This window comes from Kribbella sp. NBC_00709 (assembly GCF_036226565.1).
Taxonomy (GTDB): Bacteria; Actinomycetota; Actinomycetes; order Propionibacteriales; family Kribbellaceae; genus Kribbella.
The window spans coordinates 8,268,704-8,285,772 of sequence record NZ_CP108996.1; the positions used below are offsets into that span (position 1 = coordinate 8,268,704).

The window sequence follows — 17,069 nt, forward strand, 5'->3', positions numbered from 1 at the left end:
TTAGGACTGTGCTCGTGGTGACTGTGGGCTGGATGGCGCGCGCGGAACTGGAATTGCCGGAGTGGATGCTGCCGCGCTCCTCGATCTGCGGACGCTGACTCGGGAGATGGGTGCGGGCTCGCTCTGGATCTGCAGGCGGGCGCGGTGCGACGGTTCGGGTCTGTGAGGAGGCCTGGATGATGGATGCGGTGTCGGACCTGACCTGGCTTCTGGATGTTCAGTACGCCAGTGCCGGTGGTGTTGAGCTGTTTCTGGATGTGGTTGGGCCGGATCCGTTGCCTGCTTCGGTGTTGCCTGTGGTGGTGCGGGTTGACGGGTGTCCGGGATGGGGGTCCGGGGATCGGCGGGCGGCGATGCTGCCGTTTGTGAATCCGGTGATGGCTCGGGCAGGGTTCTTGGCTGTTGGGATCTCAGTTCGGCACAGCGGGCAGGCCCAGTGATCTCGCTCGGCCGGGTGGTGAGATGCGGATCGATCGGCCGTCTCCGGTCACCGCGTTGGTCGGGGGCACACAAGTCGAGCGGTTGCGGGCGGCGAGCCCGGTCACCCACGTGACGGCCGGCGCGCCGCCGTACCTGATCATCCATGGCACGTCGGACGAGACGGTCCCGTACGAGCAAGCCGAGCTACTCCACCACGCACTGCTCGCGGTGGGCGCAGACAGTCGCCTGCTCCCGATCGTCCGCGGACACCACAATCTGCGCGACGATCCGGAGGCCGGCTACGACGGGCAGGTCTGGTACGACGTCGCGGCTGAGGCCGCGCGATTCTTCCGGCGTCAGCTGATGTCGGATCGGGCCTGAGGTGTTCGTAGCAGGGGTAAAGCGACCGTATTCGAGGAGAACATCATGACCGCGACCTACACCTTCGACGTCTTCTCCACCCTCGACGGCTTCGGCTCCCACACCGGGGACTGGGGCGGGTACTGGGGCAAGCAGGGCCCCGAGCTGCTCGAACACCGCGCTGCCTTGTACGGCGAGCAGGCGCGGATGGTCTTCGGTGCCGACACGTTCCGGACGTTCGCGGAGATCCTGGCCCCAAGCCCGGAGGGCATCGACGAATGGGTCACCCGGATGAGGAACCTGCCGGCGACGATCGCGTCGAGCACTCTGCAAGGACCGCTCGTCTGGCCGGACGCAACCATTGCACGCGGCGACGCCGTCGAGACGGTCTCCCGGCTCAAGCAGGAGTCCGACGTACCGCTGCGCTCACACGGCAGCCTGTCGCTGAACCGGGCGCTGCTGAACGCGGGTCTGGTCGACCGCGTCCAGGTCACTCTCTTCCCCGTCATCTGCGGTCAGACCGGAGCGGCCCCGATCTTCCAGGGCGCAGCCGACTTCGACCTCGAGCTGATCGAGTCCCGAACCTTCGACGGTCACACCCAAGAACTCGTCTACCGGCCCACTGCGCACAACTGATCACTCGCGGCGGCGGAACCTCGAGCGGAATTTGCCGTCGTACTCGAGCTGCATGTAGCCCGAGGAATGCACCCCGACCGCGAAGAACCCGACCAGCACGAACACGATTCCCGCGGCCAGGTGGATGTGCCAGAAGGCCGCTGCGATGCCGACGAACGCCGAGCCTTGCGCGATCGCCTTGGCCACCGCGACCAGTGGTGATCGGGTCACCCGGCGCCGGAACGCCTCCTGCCGGTTGAGGACCAGGAGCGCGGCGAGCAACGGGATCGAGACGGCGAACGCGATCACGCAGATCTTCGCCGTCAGGTCGAGCGGGGACGAGGTCAGGAACGGCTGCACCACGACGAGCCCGGCTGCACCCAGACCGCCGTAGATCAGGTTGGACTGCCGGATCCACTCTTCCTGGGCGGCCGGGTCGTAGGTGGCGTTCTCGACCTCCTGCTGGATGCGTTCGGCTTCCGCCTCGGCATTCGCGCGGTCCGTCTGCTCCGCCTCGTCCATCGGCCATCCTCCCGTCGGTTGTTGCCGTCCGAATTGAGTGGTCAGGCGGACGACAGCGAGACATAGTAAGCGCTCGACGACGGTGGAGGTCCGCGTGAGGTACTACTACGCCGAGCACCAAGAGGCCTACCGGCGGCTCGAGCGGCAGGGCATGATGCAGTGGAGCGACCTGTTCGGGGAGACCGACGAGTAAGACGTCTTTCCAAACCGCGCGTTCCTCGAGCAGGCGCTGCCCCGTCTGCAGTTGCCGCCCGAGCCCGACGTACTCGAGTACGGCTGCGGCACCGGCCCGGCGGCATGCTTCCTTGCGGCGCGCGGTTTCCGGGTCGACGCGATCGACCTCATCCCCGAGGCGATCACCCTCGCGCGGGAGTTCGCCAGAGAGCGCTCTCTGGATGTCACCTTCACCGTCCAGGACGTCTGCACGATGGTGGCCGACGGCAAGCAGTACGACGTGATCCTGGACAGCTGCTGCCTGCAGTCCATCGTCACCGACACCGACCGCGGCAACGTGCTGACCGCCGTACGCAACCGGCTCAAGCCCACCGGGTACTACGTCCTCTCAACCGCCATGTACGACCCGGACCGCGTCTACGAACCGAACTTCCGGTACGACGCCACCACCGGCATCTGCTACCAGGCCGGCGACCCCGACGACGACGCGATCCAGCTCGACGGCACCTGGTACCTCCCCCACCGCCGCCACCTACACCCCCACGCCCTGCAAGCCGAACTGGAATCCGCCGGCCTTCGCGTCCTCTCCCAGGACGGCCCATCCAAAGGCGATCTGATCTGCGTCAGGTCCAGCTAGCCGATCCTCTGACTCACCAGGCTCGCGACAACACCTCGGTGGCTTCGGCGAGGGACAGGCCGGCTCGGCGGGCAGTACGGGCGAGGGCGATTGCAGCGGTGCGGGTTTCCTCGTCGTCCACCTGGCTGCGGGAGGCCAGGACGAAGGTGCCGTTGCGGCCCCGGGTCTCCACCAGGCGGTCGGCTTCGAGTTCCTTGTACGCGCGGGCGACCGTGTTCACCGCCAGTCCGAGGTCCAGCGACAGCTGACGCACCGTCGGCAGCCGGGTGCCGCGGGCGAGTTCGCCCGCGCGGATCAGCGCCTCGATCTGTGACCGCACCTGCTCGTACGGCGGCGTGATGCCGACCGGGTCGACTGTGATGTCCATCCGGTCAGCATGCCGCAATCGTCAGCTGAAGTCCTCGGCGGTATATGCCTTCTGCTCGACCAGGACGAGCCAGTTGCCGGAGTTGTCCCGCAGTACCGCCTCCACGCCGTACGGGCGGTCTGCCGGCTCCTGGATGTACTCGACACCGCGGGCGGTCAGCTCCGCGAACGTCTTGCGGCAGTCATCCGTGGCCAGGCCGACGCCGTGCATCGAGCCCTTCGCCATGATCCGCTGGATCCAGCCCGCCGACTCCTCGTCGAGCGGCGGGCCCGGCCGCATCAGCGCCAGCTCGAGCTCGGGATGATCGGCCTGGTGCACCGTGCACCAGCGGAAGTCCTCGCTGAGCGTGATGTCCTCCCCCAGCTCGAACCCGAGCTTCTCGGTGTAGAACGCCTTGGCCTCATCGATGTCGTCGACGTAGACCGTCACCAGGCTCACGTTGGTGATCACAGTTCCTCCTCAGCAGGTCGTGGGTACGACGCTAAGCCCCCGACTCCCCCGCGTGCTTCTCCGGAATTGCGGAGTTCAGTCCGAGCATGAACACGAAGCATCCCGGGATCCGCGCTCCGGTCTTCGTCCGCTGGTACGCCGTCGGAGTCATCCCCACCAGCTCCGTGAACCGCTGCGAGAACGAACCCAGACTGCTGTACCCGACCAGCCCGCACACCTCTGTCACCGTCAGGTTCGTGGCCCGGAGCAGATCGGTCGCGCGCTCGATCCGCCGGCGGGTGACGTACTGCATCGGCGTCTCGCCGTACTCCGCCGCGAAGCAGCGCAGGAAGTGGTACTTCGACACTCCTGCCGCGGTCGCCAGCGCGGCGAGATCGAGCGGCTCGGCGTAGTTGCGGTCGGCAACGTCCCGCGCCCGTCGCAGGTGCGGCAGCAGCTCCACCGGTACGACCATCACCTGAACGACATTAGATACTTTCGGCCGGTGCCGAAAGACTGGCGGCCCGCGCGGGGCCTCGAAACACTGAACCGCTATGAGAGTCGGACAAGGTGGCAACGGACCGGGACCGCTCACGCCGGACGGCAGCGCGGTCGAGCTCTACGAGATCACACAGGTGCACGGCGAGGACGAGCTGATCGACGCCGTGATCGACCCGGGCAGCAGCATCCTCGAGCTCGGTTGCGGGACCGGGCGGATCACCCGGCCGCTGCTCGCGCTGGGGCACCAGGTGGTCGCCGTCGACGAGTCGCCGGACATGGTCGCCCGGGTCACCGAGACCGAGACGATCTGCTCGACGATCGGGGACCTCCGGCTGGACCGGCAGTTCGACCTCGTACTGATGATGTCGTTCCTGATCAACGTCGCTGACGACGCGGAACGCCTCCGCCTGCTGCAGACCTGCGCTCATCACGTCCGCCCCGGCGGCTCTGTCATCCTCCAGCAGCAGACTCCGGGGATGCTGCGGGGTCCGGCCGTGATGGTGAACGACCAGCGCAGGATGGAGATCTCCGACGTCGAGGAGCTCCCCGGCAACCGCCAGGCCGCGACGCTGACCTACACCATCGACGGCAAGACCTGGTCGCAGCGGATCCTCACCCAGAACCTCTCCGAGGACGACCTCGCGGCCCAGCTCGCGAAGGCCGGCCTGCAGCGCACCGGCTACCTCACCCCGGACAAGAACTGGGTGCGCGCGGAACCGGTCTGACGCGCGGCAACCTCGCGGGGCCCTGCGGACCCTGCAAAGTATGACCATGACTTCGAGCCGGCCGGAAAAGCCTCCGACCGCGCGCGACGGGGACCTGTGGGACGCTTTGCGCCGCCAGGAACCGGAGGCGCTCGGCGAGCTCTTCAGCCGGTACGCCGCCGCTGTGCATGCCTACGCCGTACGGCACACCGGCTCCTATGCGTACGCCGATGACGCCGTCCAGGCGACCTTCATCACCGCCTGGCGGCACTTCAACCGGTCGGATCCTGGCCCGCTCATGTACGACACCGCGCGGCCCTGGCTGCTCGCGATCGCGCGCAACGAGTTGCGCAACACCACGCGGGCCCGGCGCCGGCTGACCCAGTTCCTGCTCCGGCAGCCGGCTCCCCTGCACCACCCCGATCACGCTGAGACGGTCGCCGCCCGGATCGACTCCGAGAAACACCTCGGAGCCGTTCGGAGAGCGCTCTCGGAGCTTCCCGAGCACGAGCGCGAGACGATCGAGCTGGTGTATTGGGCGCAACTGTCGATCGCCGAGGCCGCCGCCGTACTCGGGGTTGCCGAAGGCACCGTCAAGGCCCGCCTGTCCCGCGCCCGCCGCCGGTTACCGGCCCTGCTGGAGGAGCACCGATGAACCTCACCACGCCCCCTCCGGTCGAGCCCCTCGACCCGGAGTACGCCACCGACCTACGCCAGGACCTCGTCCGCCGCGCCCGCAAGAAGCGCCGCCTCCCCACCTGGACCCCGGTACTCGCCGCCGCCTGCGGCATCGCAGTCGTCGTAGCCGGCGGCCTACTGATCGTCCGCACCAACGGCGAGCCGTCTCCGGCCGGACAGGTGCCGGCCGACGCACCGACGCAGTCGCTCGAGCTCGGTCAGCCGACGCAGAGCGACGCCTTGGCCGCCGCCAAGAGCTGCCTGACCACCCTGACGAACGACCGTCGGAACGATCCGGTCCCGCCGGAGGCTGCGCGCGACCCGAAGACGATCAAGCTGCGGTCCGCGCACTCGATCGAGGCGGTCGGACTACCCGGCCAGACCCGGCAGCTGGTTCAGACCTTCTACACCGGAGACCGATTCTGGGTGTTCTGCGTCGACGGCAAGTGGCAAGGCTATGCGGCACCCGGAGACGACCAGGGCAACCCCAGCGACGGCATCTACAGCTCCGGGCTGCAATGGTCCGGACTGCCCAGCGACCCCTTGCCCACCCTGCGAGCGACCTTCTCGTTGACCAGCAGGCCGTCCGTCGTCAGGGTCGAGTTGCGGCTCCGGGGCGCTCGGGGTGAGACGCCGTGGTCCCAGACGAAGGTGATCGACGGGGCCGGTTACGTAGCCGCGGCGCTGCCTGGTGACGTGGCCAAGCACGGCCCCGTGCAGGCCGACGTTCGCGCCTACGACCAGGCCGGCAACATGGTGTACTCCGAGACCTTCGACGACAAATAGGGCAGCAAGCGGCCGGACCCCGTCGTCGGGGTCCGGCCGGGTCGGGTTCAGCCCAGGCCGCCGCCGTTCTTGGCGAGGGTTTCGAACTGGGGGCGGGTGAGTTTGCTGGTGTCGCCCTTGAGTTTGGCTGGCCGGGTGCAGATGACGCCGGCCGGGACGGACCCGGTCAGATACTGCAGGGCGCTCTTGAACGAGTCGCAGCGCCGCTGGTCCTCGGCGCCGGCCGGGTACCCGATCGCCGCGTTGACGCGACCCATGTCGAGGTTGTCGGCGTACGGATTGATGTTGCGGGCCACGGTCCAGTACCAGCGGGCGATCGGCGCGCTCCACTGCAGCGACAGCGCGAGGTCCGGGCTGCCGAGCAGGTCGATGCCGAAGTACTGACCGGCCGGGCCGTAGTTGAAGTCGCCGGTGAGCTGGATGTACCCGCGGCCGCCGTACACCCGGGTGTCGCCGATCTCGCGGATGTTGTACTCCAGCCGCGACTCGTGCACCAGTGTGGCGAGGAAGGCAGCCTTCCGGTACGGCGTGTTGATGTTCGCGTCCCGCATCGCCTGGTTGAGCGACGGGAGACCGGTCTCGACGGTCGACGGGTTCGCGATCCGGCTGCCGAACATCGCCTGTACGTCGGCGAGCGTGATGTCACCGGTCTGCGGCGGATCCTCGCCACACACCGGTACGCCGGGCAGCTGGTCCTCCGGGATCGCGACGTACACGACGGTCACGTAGCCGCTGAGCGCGGGCACATGCGCCCACCACGAGCTGGTCCCGTCGGAGTTGCTGACCAGGTCGCCTTGCTTCTGGCAGTCGACGTCGATCGACGTCGGTCCGCTCAGCGTGCCGACGACGGCGGACGAGAGGTAGGCGTCGGCGCGCACGTTCACGCCGCTGCCGTAGGTCTGGAAGACGGTCGCGTACGCCGGGACCACAGCGGTGATCGTGAGGCCAAGGCCGGCGAGAAGGACGATGAGGAGACGACGCATGAGCACTCCTGGGGCGGTAGGAGAGGGCGGTGTCGTGAAAACCTAACCATGCATCTTCACAACACCGCCAGTTTCCTCCCAAACCCAAGAGAGCTCAAGCCTTACTTGTCCTTGGGCTCCGGCTTGGCGTCGACGCCGGCTTCCTTGCGCTGCTCCGGCGTGATCGGCGCCGGCGCGGCGGTCAGCGGGTCGAACCCGCCGCCGGACTTCGGGAACGCGATCACGTCGCGGATCGACTCCGTACCGGCCAGCAGCGCCGTGATCCGGTCCCAGCCGAACGCGATCCCGCCGTGCGGCGGCGCGCCGAACTTGAACGCGTCGAGCAGGAACCCGAACTTCTCCGTGGCCTCCTCGTCGGTCAGGCCCATCACCTTGAAGACGCGCTTCTGCACGTCCTCGCGGTGGATACGGATCGACCCACCACCGATCTCGTTGCCGTTGCAGACGATGTCGTACGCGTACGCCAGGGCCGACCCCGGATCGGTGTCGAACGTCTCCAGCGAATCCGGCTTCGGCGACGTGAAGGCATGGTGTACGGCGGTCCACGCGCCGGACCCCACCGCGACATCACCGGCGGCCGTCGCGTCGTCGGCCGGCTCGAACAGCGGCGCGTCCACGACCCACACGAACGACCAGGTCGACTCGTCGATCAGCCCACCGCGACGGCCGATCTCCAGCCGGGCCGCGCCGAGCAGCGCCCGCGACGACTTCACCGGACCCGCAGCGAAGAAGATGCAGTCACCCGGCTTCGCGCCGACGTGGTCGGCGATGCCCGCGCGCTCCTCCTCCGACAGGTTCTTGGCGACCGGCCCACCGAGCTCGCCGTCCTGGCCGACCAGCACATAGGCCAGACCGCGGGCGCCACGCTGCTTGGCCCACTCCTGCCACGCGTCCAGCTGCTTGCGGGGCTGGTCGGCACCACCGGGCATCACGACCGCACCGACGTACGGCGCCTGGAAGACCCGGAACGGGGTGTTCTTGAAGTACTCCGTGCACTCGACCAGCTCGAGGCCCATCCGCAGATCCGGCTTGTCCGATCCGAACCGCGCCATCGCTTCGCCGTACGTCATCCGCGGGATCGGCGTCTGGACGTCGTACCCGACGAGCTTCCAGAGCGCGGTCAGGATCTCCTCGGACAGCGCGATGATGTCGTCCTGGTCGACGAAGCTCATCTCGATGTCGAGCTGGGTGAACTCCGGCTGCCGGTCGGCGCGGAAGTCCTCGTCGCGGTAGCAGCGGGCGATCTGGAAGTACCGCTCCATGCCGGCCACCATCAGCAGCTGCTTGAACAGCTGCGGCGACTGCGGCAGCGCGTACCAGCTGCCCGGCTGCAGGCGGGCCGGCACCAGGAAGTCGCGGGCGCCTTCCGGCGTCGACTTGGTCAGCGTCGGCGTCTCGATCTCGACGAAGTCGTGCTCGGCCAGCACCGCACGGGCGGCCTGGTTCACCTTGCTACGCAGGCGGATCGCCGCACCCGGTCCTTGGCGGCGCAGGTCGAGGTACCGGTACTTGAGGCGGATCTCCTCGTTCACCGGGGTCGCGTGGTGCTCCTCGACCGGGAACGGCAGCGGAGCGGCCTCGTTCAGCACCTCGACCTCGGTCGCGATGATCTCGATCTCGCCGGTCGGGAGGTTCGGGTTCGCGTTGCCCTCGGGGCGCGGCGAGACCTCGCCGACGATCTTCAGGCAGTACTCCGAACGCAGGCCGTGGGCGGCGTCCTCGTCCCGGATGACGACCTGGACGGTCCCGGACGAGTCGCGCAGGTCGATGAACGCCACGCCGCCGTGATCGCGCCGCCGCGCCACCCAGCCCGCCAGGATCACGGTCTCGCCGGCGTCGGATGCGCGCAGCGAACCTGCGGAACGGTTACGGATCACGAGTTCTCCTCTTGCGTTTCGATGCTTGGACGTACGTCTTCTGTGGGCGGCGCCCAGGTGGCGGCATCCGCAGGCACCTGATCACCACTGCGAATGTCCTTCACCTCCGGCCCGTTCTCGGTGCTGAACCACACGAACGGGATCCCGCGCCGGTCCGCGAACCGGATCTGCTTGCCGAACTTCGCCGCGGCCGGCGCCACTTCCACCGGAATCCCCCGGCCCCGCAGCTGGATCGCCGTCCGCATCGCGTCCGCCCGGTCCTCTTCGGAGTTCAGGGCGATCAGCACAGCAGTCGGCGTACTCCGGCTCGCCTTCACCAAACCCTTGCTGATCAGCCGGTGCACCAACCGCGAAACCCCGATCGAGATCCCGACGCCGGGGTACGTCGTCTTGCCGTCCGACGCGAGCGAGTCGTACCGCCCGCCGGAGCAGATCGACCCGTACCCCTCGTCGCCGATCAACTGGGTCTCGTAGACCGTGCCGGTGTAGTAGTCGAGCCCGCGCGCGATCTTCAGATCGGCAACCAGCAGACCGGGGGCGTGCTCGTTGGCGGCCGTCATGATCTGCGACAGCCGCTCGAGCCCTTCGTCGAGGATCTCGTGCTGGACGCCGAGGGCGCGCACCTGATCCGCGAACGACGCATCCGTCGACGAGATCTCCGCGAGCCGCAGTACCTGCTTGGCGGTCTCCGCGGACAGGCCGGCCGCGGTCAGCAGATCGGTCACCTTGTCCGGGCCGATCTTGTCCAGCTTGTCGACGATCCGGAGCGCACCGGTGATGTCCTCGATCCCGAGGCCGCGGTAGAAACCCTCCGGGATCTGGCGGGTGTTCACCTGGATCCGGAACGCCGGGATCGGCAGCTTGCGGAACGCGTCCGCGATCACCAGCGGCAGCTCGACCTCGTAGTGGAACGGCAGTTCACCGCTGTCGATGATGTCGATGTCCGCCTGCGTGAACTCGCGGTACCGGCCCTCCTGCGGGCGTTCGCCGCGCCAGACCTTCTGGATCTGGTAGCGCCGGAACGGGAAGGTCAGCTTGCCGCTGTTCTCCAGTACGTACCGGGCGAACGGGACGGTCAGGTCGAAGTGCAGTCCGAGGGCAGCGTCCTCATCAGCGTTCGCTGCGAGCCGCCGGACGCCGTAGATCTCCTTGTCGGCGTCCTCGCCCTGGTTGGACAGGCGCTCGACCGGCTCGACCGCGCGGGTCTCGATCGACGCGAAACCGTGCAGCTGGAACGTCTCCCGGATCGTGTCGAGGAACTGCAACTCGACAATTCGATCGGCCGGCAGGAATTCGGGGAACCCGCTCAGTGGGCTGATCTTGCTCATTTGGCCTTGCTCATATCTGTGGAATCTCCAGGTCTTGCAAGTAGGGGTTGGTCGCCTTCTCCCGGCCGATCGTGGTCTGGCCACCATGACCCGGCAGGACGACGATCTCGTCGCACATCGGCAGGATCTTGGTGGCCAACGTATGCAGCATCGCCGGATGATCGCCGCCAGGCAGATCCGTCCGGCCGATCGACCCGGCGAACAACACGTCACCGGAGAACAGGACCGCGGGCACCTCTTCCGGCCCGTCGTACGGCGTCGTGAACGTGACCGAACCCTTGGTGTGACCGGGGGTGTGGTCGACGGTGAACCGCAGTCCCGCGAGCTCGAGGCTCAGCCCGTCCTTCAGTTCGGCGACGTCGTCCGGCTCGGCGAACTCGTGGTTACCGCCGAGCAGCATCCGGGCCGTCTCCGGGCTGATACCGGCCATCGGGTCGGCGAGCAGGTGCCGGTCGTCCGGGTGGATCCAGGCGGTCGCGTCGTACGTCCCGCAGACCGGGAGCACGGAGAACATGTGGTCGATGTGACCGTGCGTGAGCAGCACGGCGACAGGCTTCAGGCGGTTCTCCCGGACGACCTCTTCGACGCCGGTCGTCGCGTCCATTCCGGGGTCGACGACGATGCATTCCGCGCCCTGGCCGGTGGCGACGACGTAGCAGTTCGTACCCCACGCACCCGCGGGGAACCCGGCGATGAGCACGACAAACCTTCCTGGAACGGGTTCGGGACTTACCAAGGTTACCCGGGCGGAGCGCGGCACTTCGCACCGGATTGTGACGCAACACCGTTGCGCCTGAGCTGGGAGTTTGTGATTGTTCAGGGATAAGCCTTTGAGGATGGAAGGCTTGAGCGTCGAGAAGGCAGCTCGACGCGCCCAGGCGGGCCCTGTTCGCGCGGTTGGACCGGGGACTGACCAGAATGGGCACGAGCGCAGTGCATACCGCCGGAAGGGGCGAGTTGTGGCCGGAGAGAACTGGGGCCGGGTAGCAGAGGACGGAACAGTCTTCGTACGGACCAAGGACGGTGAACGGGCGGTCGGCCAGTGGCCGGACGCGAACCCCGAGGAGGCGCTCGCCTTCTACACCCGCCGGTACGACGCGCTCGCGTTCGAGGTCGAACTGCTCGAGCAGCGGGTCCAGGCGGGCACGGTGTCACCGGACGACGCCCGCGCCGCGGTGAAGAAGGTCACCGGCTCGATCGAGGAGGCCCAGGCGGTCGGCGACCTCGACGGCCTGCGCGCCCGGCTCGACGCGCTCACCCCGCTCGTCGCCCAGCAGCGTGAACGGCGCAAGGCCGAGCGTGCCGCGAAGGTCGAGGAGGCGCGGTCGGCCAAGACCAAGATCGCCACCGAGGCCGAGACGATCGCCGCCGGCACCGACTGGCGCCACGGCGTCACCCGGCTGCGCGAACTGCTCGACGAGTGGAAGGCACTCCCCCGGCTCGACAAGTCCAGTGACGACGAGCTGTGGCACCGGTTCTCCTCCGCGCGGACGACGTACACGCGGCATCGCAAACAGCACTTCGCCGAGCTATCCTCGAAGCGCGAGGAAGCCGCCGTGGTGAAGGAGCGGCTGGCGGCCGAGGCGGAGACGCTGGCGTCGTCGAACGAGTGGGGTCCGACGTCCGGCCGGTTCCGGGACCTGATGCGGCAGTGGAAGGCCGCAGGCCCCGCGCCGCGCGAGGTGGACGACAAGCTGTGGGCGCGGTTCCGGGCCGCGCAGGACCTGTTCTTCGGCGCGCGGGACGCCGTACAGGCTGAGGAGAACGCCGAACAGGTCGAGAACCTGCAGGCCAAGGAAGCGCTGCTGGTCGAGATCGAGACCATCCTGCCGGTCGAGGACGCACGCACGGCGCGCGAACAGCTCCGCGAGTACCTGGACCGCTGGGACCAGATCGGCAAGGTCCCGCGCGACTCCATGCGCGCGATCGACGGCCGGCTGCGGGCGGTCGAGCAAGCCGTGAAGGCAGCTGAGGACGAGGTCTGGAACCGGAGCAACCCCGAAGCCCGGGCACGCGCCGAAGCCACCGTCAAGCAGCTCCAGTCCCTGATCGGGGACCTGGAGAAGCAGGCCGCCAAGTTCGAGTCCCAGGGCAACACCCGCAAAGCCACCGAAGCCCGCGAAGCCATCGCAGCCCGCCGGGAATGGCTGACCCAAGCCCAAAACGCCCTCACCGACTTCAGCTGACCGACCCACCCCACACGGCGCTACGCGCGACTCCTCCGTCGCCGGGGTCTGTGGATAACTTTCTACGCGAACCCGGACTATCGGCGGTGGTTGGGGTTGGAGTACGACAGTGATGCGTGGCATTCGTCGACGAAGCAGCAGTTGAAGGACGAGACGCGTCGCGTCGAGTTGGATGCGCTGGGGTGGCACACCATCTCGGTGCGGCGTACTGATGTGTGGGGTTCATACCCTGCGCTCGAGTTGGCCGTCGGCGCGTTCCTTTGTCAGCAGCTGCGGTTGCCCCGGCGATGGTGAGCAACCCTGTCAGCTAACCGTCCAGCTGGTTTGGTTGGCCCAGCGTTCGGCGGCGTTGATCAGGATGTCGGTGGCGGGGGCTTTGATCTGGCCGTAGTCGTAGAAGTCGGTGACGGTTTGGGCCAGGCGTTGTTTGAAGGCGCCCCAGGCTTGGCGGGCGGTGTCGTCGGCGCGCAGGTAGTCGCGGAAGAGCAGGGCGTAGCGGGCGTTGGGGCCGTCGGCGAGACGAATGTGTACGTTCGTGGCGCGTTCGCCGATGGGTGGGGCGAAGACGAGTTTGTCGCAGCGTTGACCGCTGGAGATCTCGACGCGGTTCCAGGGCTCCGGGCGGCAGCGGAAGCCCGCGCCCTCGAGCAGGTCGACCAGATCGGGCGAGAGTTCGGTCACCCGGACCTGGGCGTCGATGCAATTTTTCGCGGGCAGGCCGGGCACCGAGGTGGAACCGACGTGATCGATGGCTACGGCTCGATCACCCAACGCGGCCTGCAATCTTCCGGCGAGGTAGGTGAATTCGGCGGGCCAGTCGGCGCTGTAGTCGGAGACGTTGACGGCGGGACCCAGCTCATCAGGAAAGGGCATTGGTCCATGATCGCAAGCGCCCGGTTCACCGCACCGAGGGGCTGGTACGGCGAACCGGGGCGGCCGGGGTCAGTCGCTGTAGGACATCTTGCGCCTCACAACGAGCAGGAGGGCGAAGGCAGCCGCACCCGCCCCCGCGGAGATCGGAACGATGTAGTTGCGAGAGGTCGCGGCGGCAACGGTCGACTGGGTCGCGGCGGTTGTGTCGTAGCCGCCCGCCATGCCGAGATCGTTGTACGTGCTGCCGGGCTGCTTGTCGGAGTACCGGTGGGAGACGAGGTCCTGATAGGCGGCGACGGTGATGGGCTTGGCTCCGATCGACTTGACGGCGGACGGGTTGAGCGGCCGGACCTGACCGGCTGTCAGGGCGTACCAGGCGCCGACCTGGGGTTCCGTGAACAGCAGCGCGCCGTCCGCGGCAGTGGCCATGCGCGCCTCGGTGTTGCCGGTGGCCACATTCACCGGCTTCCAGGCGCCGCTCGCGTCCGGCGCGGTGAAGACGGTCAATGCCTGACCACCTTTACTGGCAGCGGTCGCGGCGTACCAGAAGGTCGCGACCGGCGCCGACGCGTCGCGAACGAAAGCCGGGTTGAGCGCGTACACCGCGTGGCTGTCCGACCCCACACTGGCCGCAGCCTTGGCGGTGCCGGGGACCTTCGCGAGCAGCCGGGCAGCGTCGGGCGAGTGCGCCGCACTGGTTGCCTTGGACAACTCACCCGGCGCGACCGGCTGAGGTACGGCGGCACCGGCCGGGGCAGCGCAGGCGAGTCCGAACCCGAGACCGGCGGCGAGTACTGCGGCACAGCGAAGCAGACGGCGCATGTCAGGCTCCGATCCGGTACAGGGAGTGGGTCCAGGTGAACTGCGAGTTGGACCGGTACCAGCTGTACGTCGAGTAGTTGTAGCGCGGGTCGTCCGGCCACGGGTTGTAGTACTCGAGCGTCGAGTCGGACGCGTCGTACCCGATGATGTCCATCATGTGACCGCCGCCCGAGGTCCAGCCGATCCGCGTCATCACCGGGCGGCCGGCGGCGATCTCGGTGACGAGCGAGTTGAAGCTGAGCGTGCCGGAGATGTAGCTGCCGGCGCTGATCCCGATCGTGCGGAACGCCTGCTGGTCGTTGGCCAGCGTGGCCTGGTTGTTCGGGCAGGTCGCGTTCGCATTGTTGCCGAAGGCCAGGTTGCAGAACTGGTTCTGCGAGTACGAGCGGCCGTAGAACGCGGCGATGCTGTTGCCGCTCGCGGCCCAGCACCAGTTCGACTTCTGCTGGGCCTGACCGCTGACGTTCAGGTAGTAGCTGCTGGGCGCGGCCGAGGCGGGCGGCGCGAGCGGGGCCAGCGTCGCGAGCCCGAGGATCGTGGCCAACAGCAACGACCAGGAGCGGCTGGGGCGGAGCCTGCGCATGAGTCCTCCTTCGAGGGAGATGGGGCGGAGACCATCGTGGGGACGCCGGTACGGCGCGACAAGCACTCGGAACCGGCCGTACGACGGGATGTGAACGGCAACGCGTCGTGAACAGCGGGTGATGAGCCGGTGTCAGACCGTGCTGTGAATGTTTACACTGCCCCAAAGGAGCGTGGGCCCATGGTCAAATCGGTCGAAGCGTCGATCCCTGCGGTGACTCCGGAGGCGTCGTTCGCGGACGCCCTGCGACACGCGATCTCGCGCCGCGGCCTCGCCCTGAACCGGATCCGGACCCACCTTGCCGACCGCGGGCTGCACGTCGGCGTGGCGACCCTCAGCACCTGGCAGAGCGGGCGCCGGATCCCGCGCGAGGACTCGCTGGCCGTCATCACCGCGCTCGAGGAGCTCCTGGAGGTGCCGACCGGGTGGCTGACCGTCCGGATCCCGCCGCCCCGTGAGCCCGGCGCCTCGCCCCAGCCGTACGCCGTTGTCGACTACGCGGAGGCGCTCAGCCGGCTGCTCGATCGACTCCGCCGGGACGCCCACGGTCGGCTGCGCAATGTGACCGTGCTCGAGGAGGTCAGGATCGGCGCGGATCGAAGCGCTGAGCGGCGGAGCGTGATCCAGAGCGTGGTCGCCGTACAGCCCGTCGATCGGTTGATCATCGCGCATCAGGGCGAATCCGGCTGCGACGCGGAGCAGCTCGCGCTCCGTGCGCTGAGCGGCTGCCGGGCCGGCCGGATCGCCCGCTCCCCCGAGGCCGGGGCGCTGCTCGGGGAGTTGCTGCTCGACCGGGTGCTCGCCGTCGGGGAGACCGCCGTCGTCCGCTACGAGATCGTGGACCCGAGCGGGTTGCCGACGACGGACTACCAGCGCTTCAGCGAGTGGGGCGGGATGCACTACGTGCTGGAGGTCCAGTTCGACCGCGCCGCGCTCCCGGTCCGTGTCTACGAGCTGCGCCGCCGGCACACCTCGGGCCCGAACCTCGTGCATCGCGAGCTGATGCTCACCCCCGACGGCCGCGTACACGTGATCGAGCCCTCCGCAGACGCCGGCACCGTCGGCATCGCCTGGGAATGGGACTAGCCCTCGCCCCCCGCGCCGGCCCCCTGAGATGGGTTCACCCATCCCGTGGTGGGTTCCCGGCCCGGAACAACGGTGTGGAACCCACCACGAGGTGGGTGAACCCATCCCGTGGACAGCGGGGGTGAACCGATCCCCGCGGGCAGCGGCGGGTGAACCCGTCCCGGGGCAGCGGTGGGGGGCTAGGTGCGGAAGCCGGCGTGGACGTGGTCGTGGTGGGTTGCGTCGGAGAAGTACGCCGCTCCGGACAGCTGATACGGACCGCCGACGTTGTAGGACCCGAGCGACTCGGCCGCCCGCATGTACGACGTGATCAGTGAACGTGACGTGGTCGGCGACACCACCGCGTGGCCGTTGATCTGCCAGGTGTCGAACGCACGGCCACGCGGGTGATCGCTGGGCCGATCGGTGCCGAAGACATCCAACGGATGCCCTGAGCGGATCACGCTGACCCCGATCCGGTAGGTCTTCGCGAGCTGGAGCATCGTGGTGAGCACACTGTCGTGCACCTGGCCCGAACGGATGTCCGCGGCGGACGCGGGTGGCAACACAATCTGCTTGCTCGCCAGCACCTGACGCGCGGCGGCCGAAAGGCTCACAACCGGCACTCCGGGTTGAGCAGGGTGGGTCGCGGTCACCCGCCACGTACCCTGCGACGACTTGCTCAGCCGTACGTCGACCGTCGTACCGCCGTTGATCAGACGATTCGCCCGGATCGAGTACACCCGGCACGGCACCAGCACGCTGGCCGAGGCGCTCAGGATCCCGCCGTACTGCGCATCGATCACCTCGATCGCAGCCGGTGTCTCGGTCGGCTGCAGGAGCTTCATCACCGCCGCCACCGCCAGTCGCTTCACCTCAGGCTGGATCTCCCCCGGCCCCGGCACCCACTCACGCACTGACGGCAACACAACCGTAGGCGTAGGCGTCGTCCTTGAAGGAGCAGGTGTCGGAGACGGCATCGTCGTCGTCGGAGTAGGCGTACTGGACGCACCCGACGGAGAAGGAGACGGCGTCGAGCTCGGCTGATTCTGGGCCGACGAATCACTGCATCCAGCCAGCAACCCCGCACCCGCGATCAGCAACGCCCGACGCCCGACTCGACTCATACCCGCAGTGTCCCCACCCTCACAAACAGGGC

The 17,069-nt window shown here is 68.2% G+C and carries 20 protein-coding genes and 1 pseudogene; 9 read left to right on the forward strand and 12 right to left on the reverse strand.

All coding sequences use genetic code 11. The annotated features are described in order from the left end of the window. The first annotated feature begins 176 nt into the window (after positions 1-176). From OHA18_RS40195 to OHA18_RS40205, 3 genes are read left to right on the forward strand one after another with little or no spacing between them, the layout of a single operon-like run. A complete protein-coding gene (locus OHA18_RS40195) occupies positions 177-440 on the forward strand; it encodes a hypothetical protein (protein WP_329000653.1) in 264 nt (87 codons plus the stop codon). Between the two features lie 22 nt (positions 441-462). Further along, the gene (locus OHA18_RS40200; RefSeq protein ID WP_329000654.1) at positions 463-801 is read left to right on the forward strand and encodes an alpha/beta hydrolase family protein; all 339 of its coding nucleotides are present in this window, start codon (positions 463-465) and stop codon (positions 799-801) included. Positions 802-846: 45 nt separating this feature from the next. Further along, the gene (locus OHA18_RS40205) at positions 847-1,416 is read left to right on the forward strand and encodes a dihydrofolate reductase family protein (protein WP_329000655.1); all 570 of its coding nucleotides are present in this window, start codon (positions 847-849) and stop codon (positions 1,414-1,416) included. Here OHA18_RS40205 and OHA18_RS40210 read toward each other — a convergent pair whose 3' ends face one another. Beyond that, positions 1,417-1,917 (reverse strand): hypothetical protein, encoded by a 501-nt coding sequence (locus OHA18_RS40210; RefSeq protein ID WP_329000656.1) that lies wholly within the window; start codon positions 1,915-1,917, stop codon positions 1,417-1,419. 226 nt (positions 1,918-2,143) lie between these two features. Here OHA18_RS40210 and OHA18_RS40215 point away from each other — a divergent pair. Next, a pseudogene (locus tag OHA18_RS40215) lies at positions 2,144-2,728 on the forward strand (class I SAM-dependent methyltransferase); the annotation flags it as partial. 13 nt (positions 2,729-2,741) lie between these two features. Here the strand turns inward: OHA18_RS40215 and OHA18_RS40220 are convergent. Genes OHA18_RS40220 through OHA18_RS40230 form a run of 3 tightly spaced genes read right to left on the reverse strand, consistent with a single transcriptional unit; the run spans position 2,742 to position 3,999 of the window. Beyond that, positions 2,742-3,095: a GntR family transcriptional regulator gene (locus tag OHA18_RS40220; protein WP_329000657.1), complete on the reverse strand. Its 354-nt coding sequence runs from the start codon at positions 3,093-3,095 to the stop codon at positions 2,742-2,744. A gap of 21 nt (positions 3,096-3,116) precedes the next feature. Continuing rightward, on the reverse strand, positions 3,117-3,545 hold the full coding sequence (locus tag OHA18_RS40225) for a VOC family protein (RefSeq protein WP_329000658.1): 429 nt from the start codon (positions 3,543-3,545) through the stop codon (positions 3,117-3,119). A gap of 31 nt (positions 3,546-3,576) precedes the next feature. Then, positions 3,577-3,999, reverse strand: a complete 423-nt coding sequence (locus OHA18_RS40230; RefSeq protein ID WP_329006208.1) for a helix-turn-helix transcriptional regulator — start codon at positions 3,997-3,999, stop codon at positions 3,577-3,579. A gap of 79 nt (positions 4,000-4,078) precedes the next feature. Between OHA18_RS40230 and OHA18_RS40235 the strand changes: the two genes are divergently transcribed. The 3 genes from OHA18_RS40235 to OHA18_RS40245 are packed head-to-tail and all read left to right on the forward strand — an operon-like array spanning position 4,079 to position 6,193. Further along, positions 4,079-4,750, forward strand: a complete 672-nt coding sequence (locus OHA18_RS40235) for a class I SAM-dependent methyltransferase (RefSeq protein ID WP_329000659.1) — start codon at positions 4,079-4,081, stop codon at positions 4,748-4,750. Between the two features lie 46 nt (positions 4,751-4,796). Then, on the forward strand, positions 4,797-5,384 hold the full coding sequence (locus tag OHA18_RS40240; RefSeq protein WP_329000660.1) for an RNA polymerase sigma factor: 588 nt from the start codon (positions 4,797-4,799) through the stop codon (positions 5,382-5,384). Beyond that, entirely contained in the window at positions 5,381-6,193 is an 813-nt protein-coding gene (locus OHA18_RS40245) for a hypothetical protein (protein WP_329000661.1), read from the forward strand. The genes OHA18_RS40240 and OHA18_RS40245 overlap by 4 nt, the downstream gene beginning before the upstream one ends. Positions 6,194-6,240: 47 nt before the next feature. On the opposite strand, the gene OHA18_RS40250 is transcribed toward OHA18_RS40245, so the two are convergent. The 4 genes from OHA18_RS40250 to OHA18_RS40265 form a co-directional block, all read right to left on the reverse strand. Further along, positions 6,241-7,176, reverse strand: a complete 936-nt coding sequence (locus OHA18_RS40250) for a glycoside hydrolase family 19 protein (RefSeq protein WP_329000662.1) — start codon at positions 7,174-7,176, stop codon at positions 6,241-6,243. 101 nt (positions 7,177-7,277) lie between these two features. Next, positions 7,278-9,053: an aspartate--tRNA ligase gene (gene aspS / locus OHA18_RS40255; RefSeq protein ID WP_329000663.1), complete on the reverse strand. Its 1,776-nt coding sequence runs from the start codon at positions 9,051-9,053 to the stop codon at positions 7,278-7,280. Beyond that, positions 9,050-10,381 (reverse strand): histidine--tRNA ligase, encoded by a 1,332-nt coding sequence (gene hisS, locus OHA18_RS40260; RefSeq protein ID WP_329000664.1) that lies wholly within the window; start codon positions 10,379-10,381, stop codon positions 9,050-9,052. Before hisS ends, aspS begins: the two co-directional genes overlap by 4 nt. 10 nt (positions 10,382-10,391) lie before the next feature. After that, positions 10,392-11,081: an MBL fold metallo-hydrolase gene (locus OHA18_RS40265; RefSeq protein WP_329000665.1), complete on the reverse strand. Its 690-nt coding sequence runs from the start codon at positions 11,079-11,081 to the stop codon at positions 10,392-10,394. A 259-nt stretch (positions 11,082-11,340) separates the two neighbouring features. Here OHA18_RS40265 and OHA18_RS40270 point away from each other — a divergent pair, with 259 nt between their 5' ends. Next, positions 11,341-12,567 (forward strand): DUF349 domain-containing protein, encoded by a 1,227-nt coding sequence (locus OHA18_RS40270; RefSeq protein ID WP_329000666.1) that lies wholly within the window; start codon positions 11,341-11,343, stop codon positions 12,565-12,567. A gap of 303 nt (positions 12,568-12,870) precedes the next feature. Here the strand turns inward: OHA18_RS40270 and OHA18_RS40275 are convergent, their stop codons facing one another. The 3 genes from OHA18_RS40275 to OHA18_RS40285 form a co-directional block, all read right to left on the reverse strand. Continuing rightward, entirely contained in the window at positions 12,871-13,440 is a 570-nt protein-coding gene (locus OHA18_RS40275) for a GrpB family protein (protein WP_329000667.1), read from the reverse strand. 69 nt (positions 13,441-13,509) lie between these two features. After that, positions 13,510-14,262, reverse strand: coding sequence for a hypothetical protein (locus tag OHA18_RS40280; RefSeq protein WP_329000668.1), 753 nt, complete (start codon positions 14,260-14,262; stop codon positions 13,510-13,512). Between the two features lies 1 nt (position 14,263). Next, a complete protein-coding gene (locus OHA18_RS40285; protein ID WP_329000669.1) occupies positions 14,264-14,845 on the reverse strand; it encodes a papain-like cysteine protease family protein in 582 nt (193 codons plus the stop codon). 180 nt (positions 14,846-15,025) lie between these two features. Between OHA18_RS40285 and OHA18_RS40290 the strand changes: the two genes are divergently transcribed. Then, positions 15,026-15,931: a hypothetical protein gene (locus tag OHA18_RS40290; RefSeq protein WP_329000670.1), complete on the forward strand. Its 906-nt coding sequence runs from the start codon at positions 15,026-15,028 to the stop codon at positions 15,929-15,931. Between the two features lie 179 nt (positions 15,932-16,110). On the opposite strand, the gene OHA18_RS40295 is transcribed toward OHA18_RS40290, so the two are convergent. Next, positions 16,111-16,827, reverse strand: coding sequence for a hypothetical protein (locus tag OHA18_RS40295; RefSeq protein ID WP_329000671.1), 717 nt, complete (start codon positions 16,825-16,827; stop codon positions 16,111-16,113). Positions 16,828-17,069: the final 242 nt, after the last annotated feature.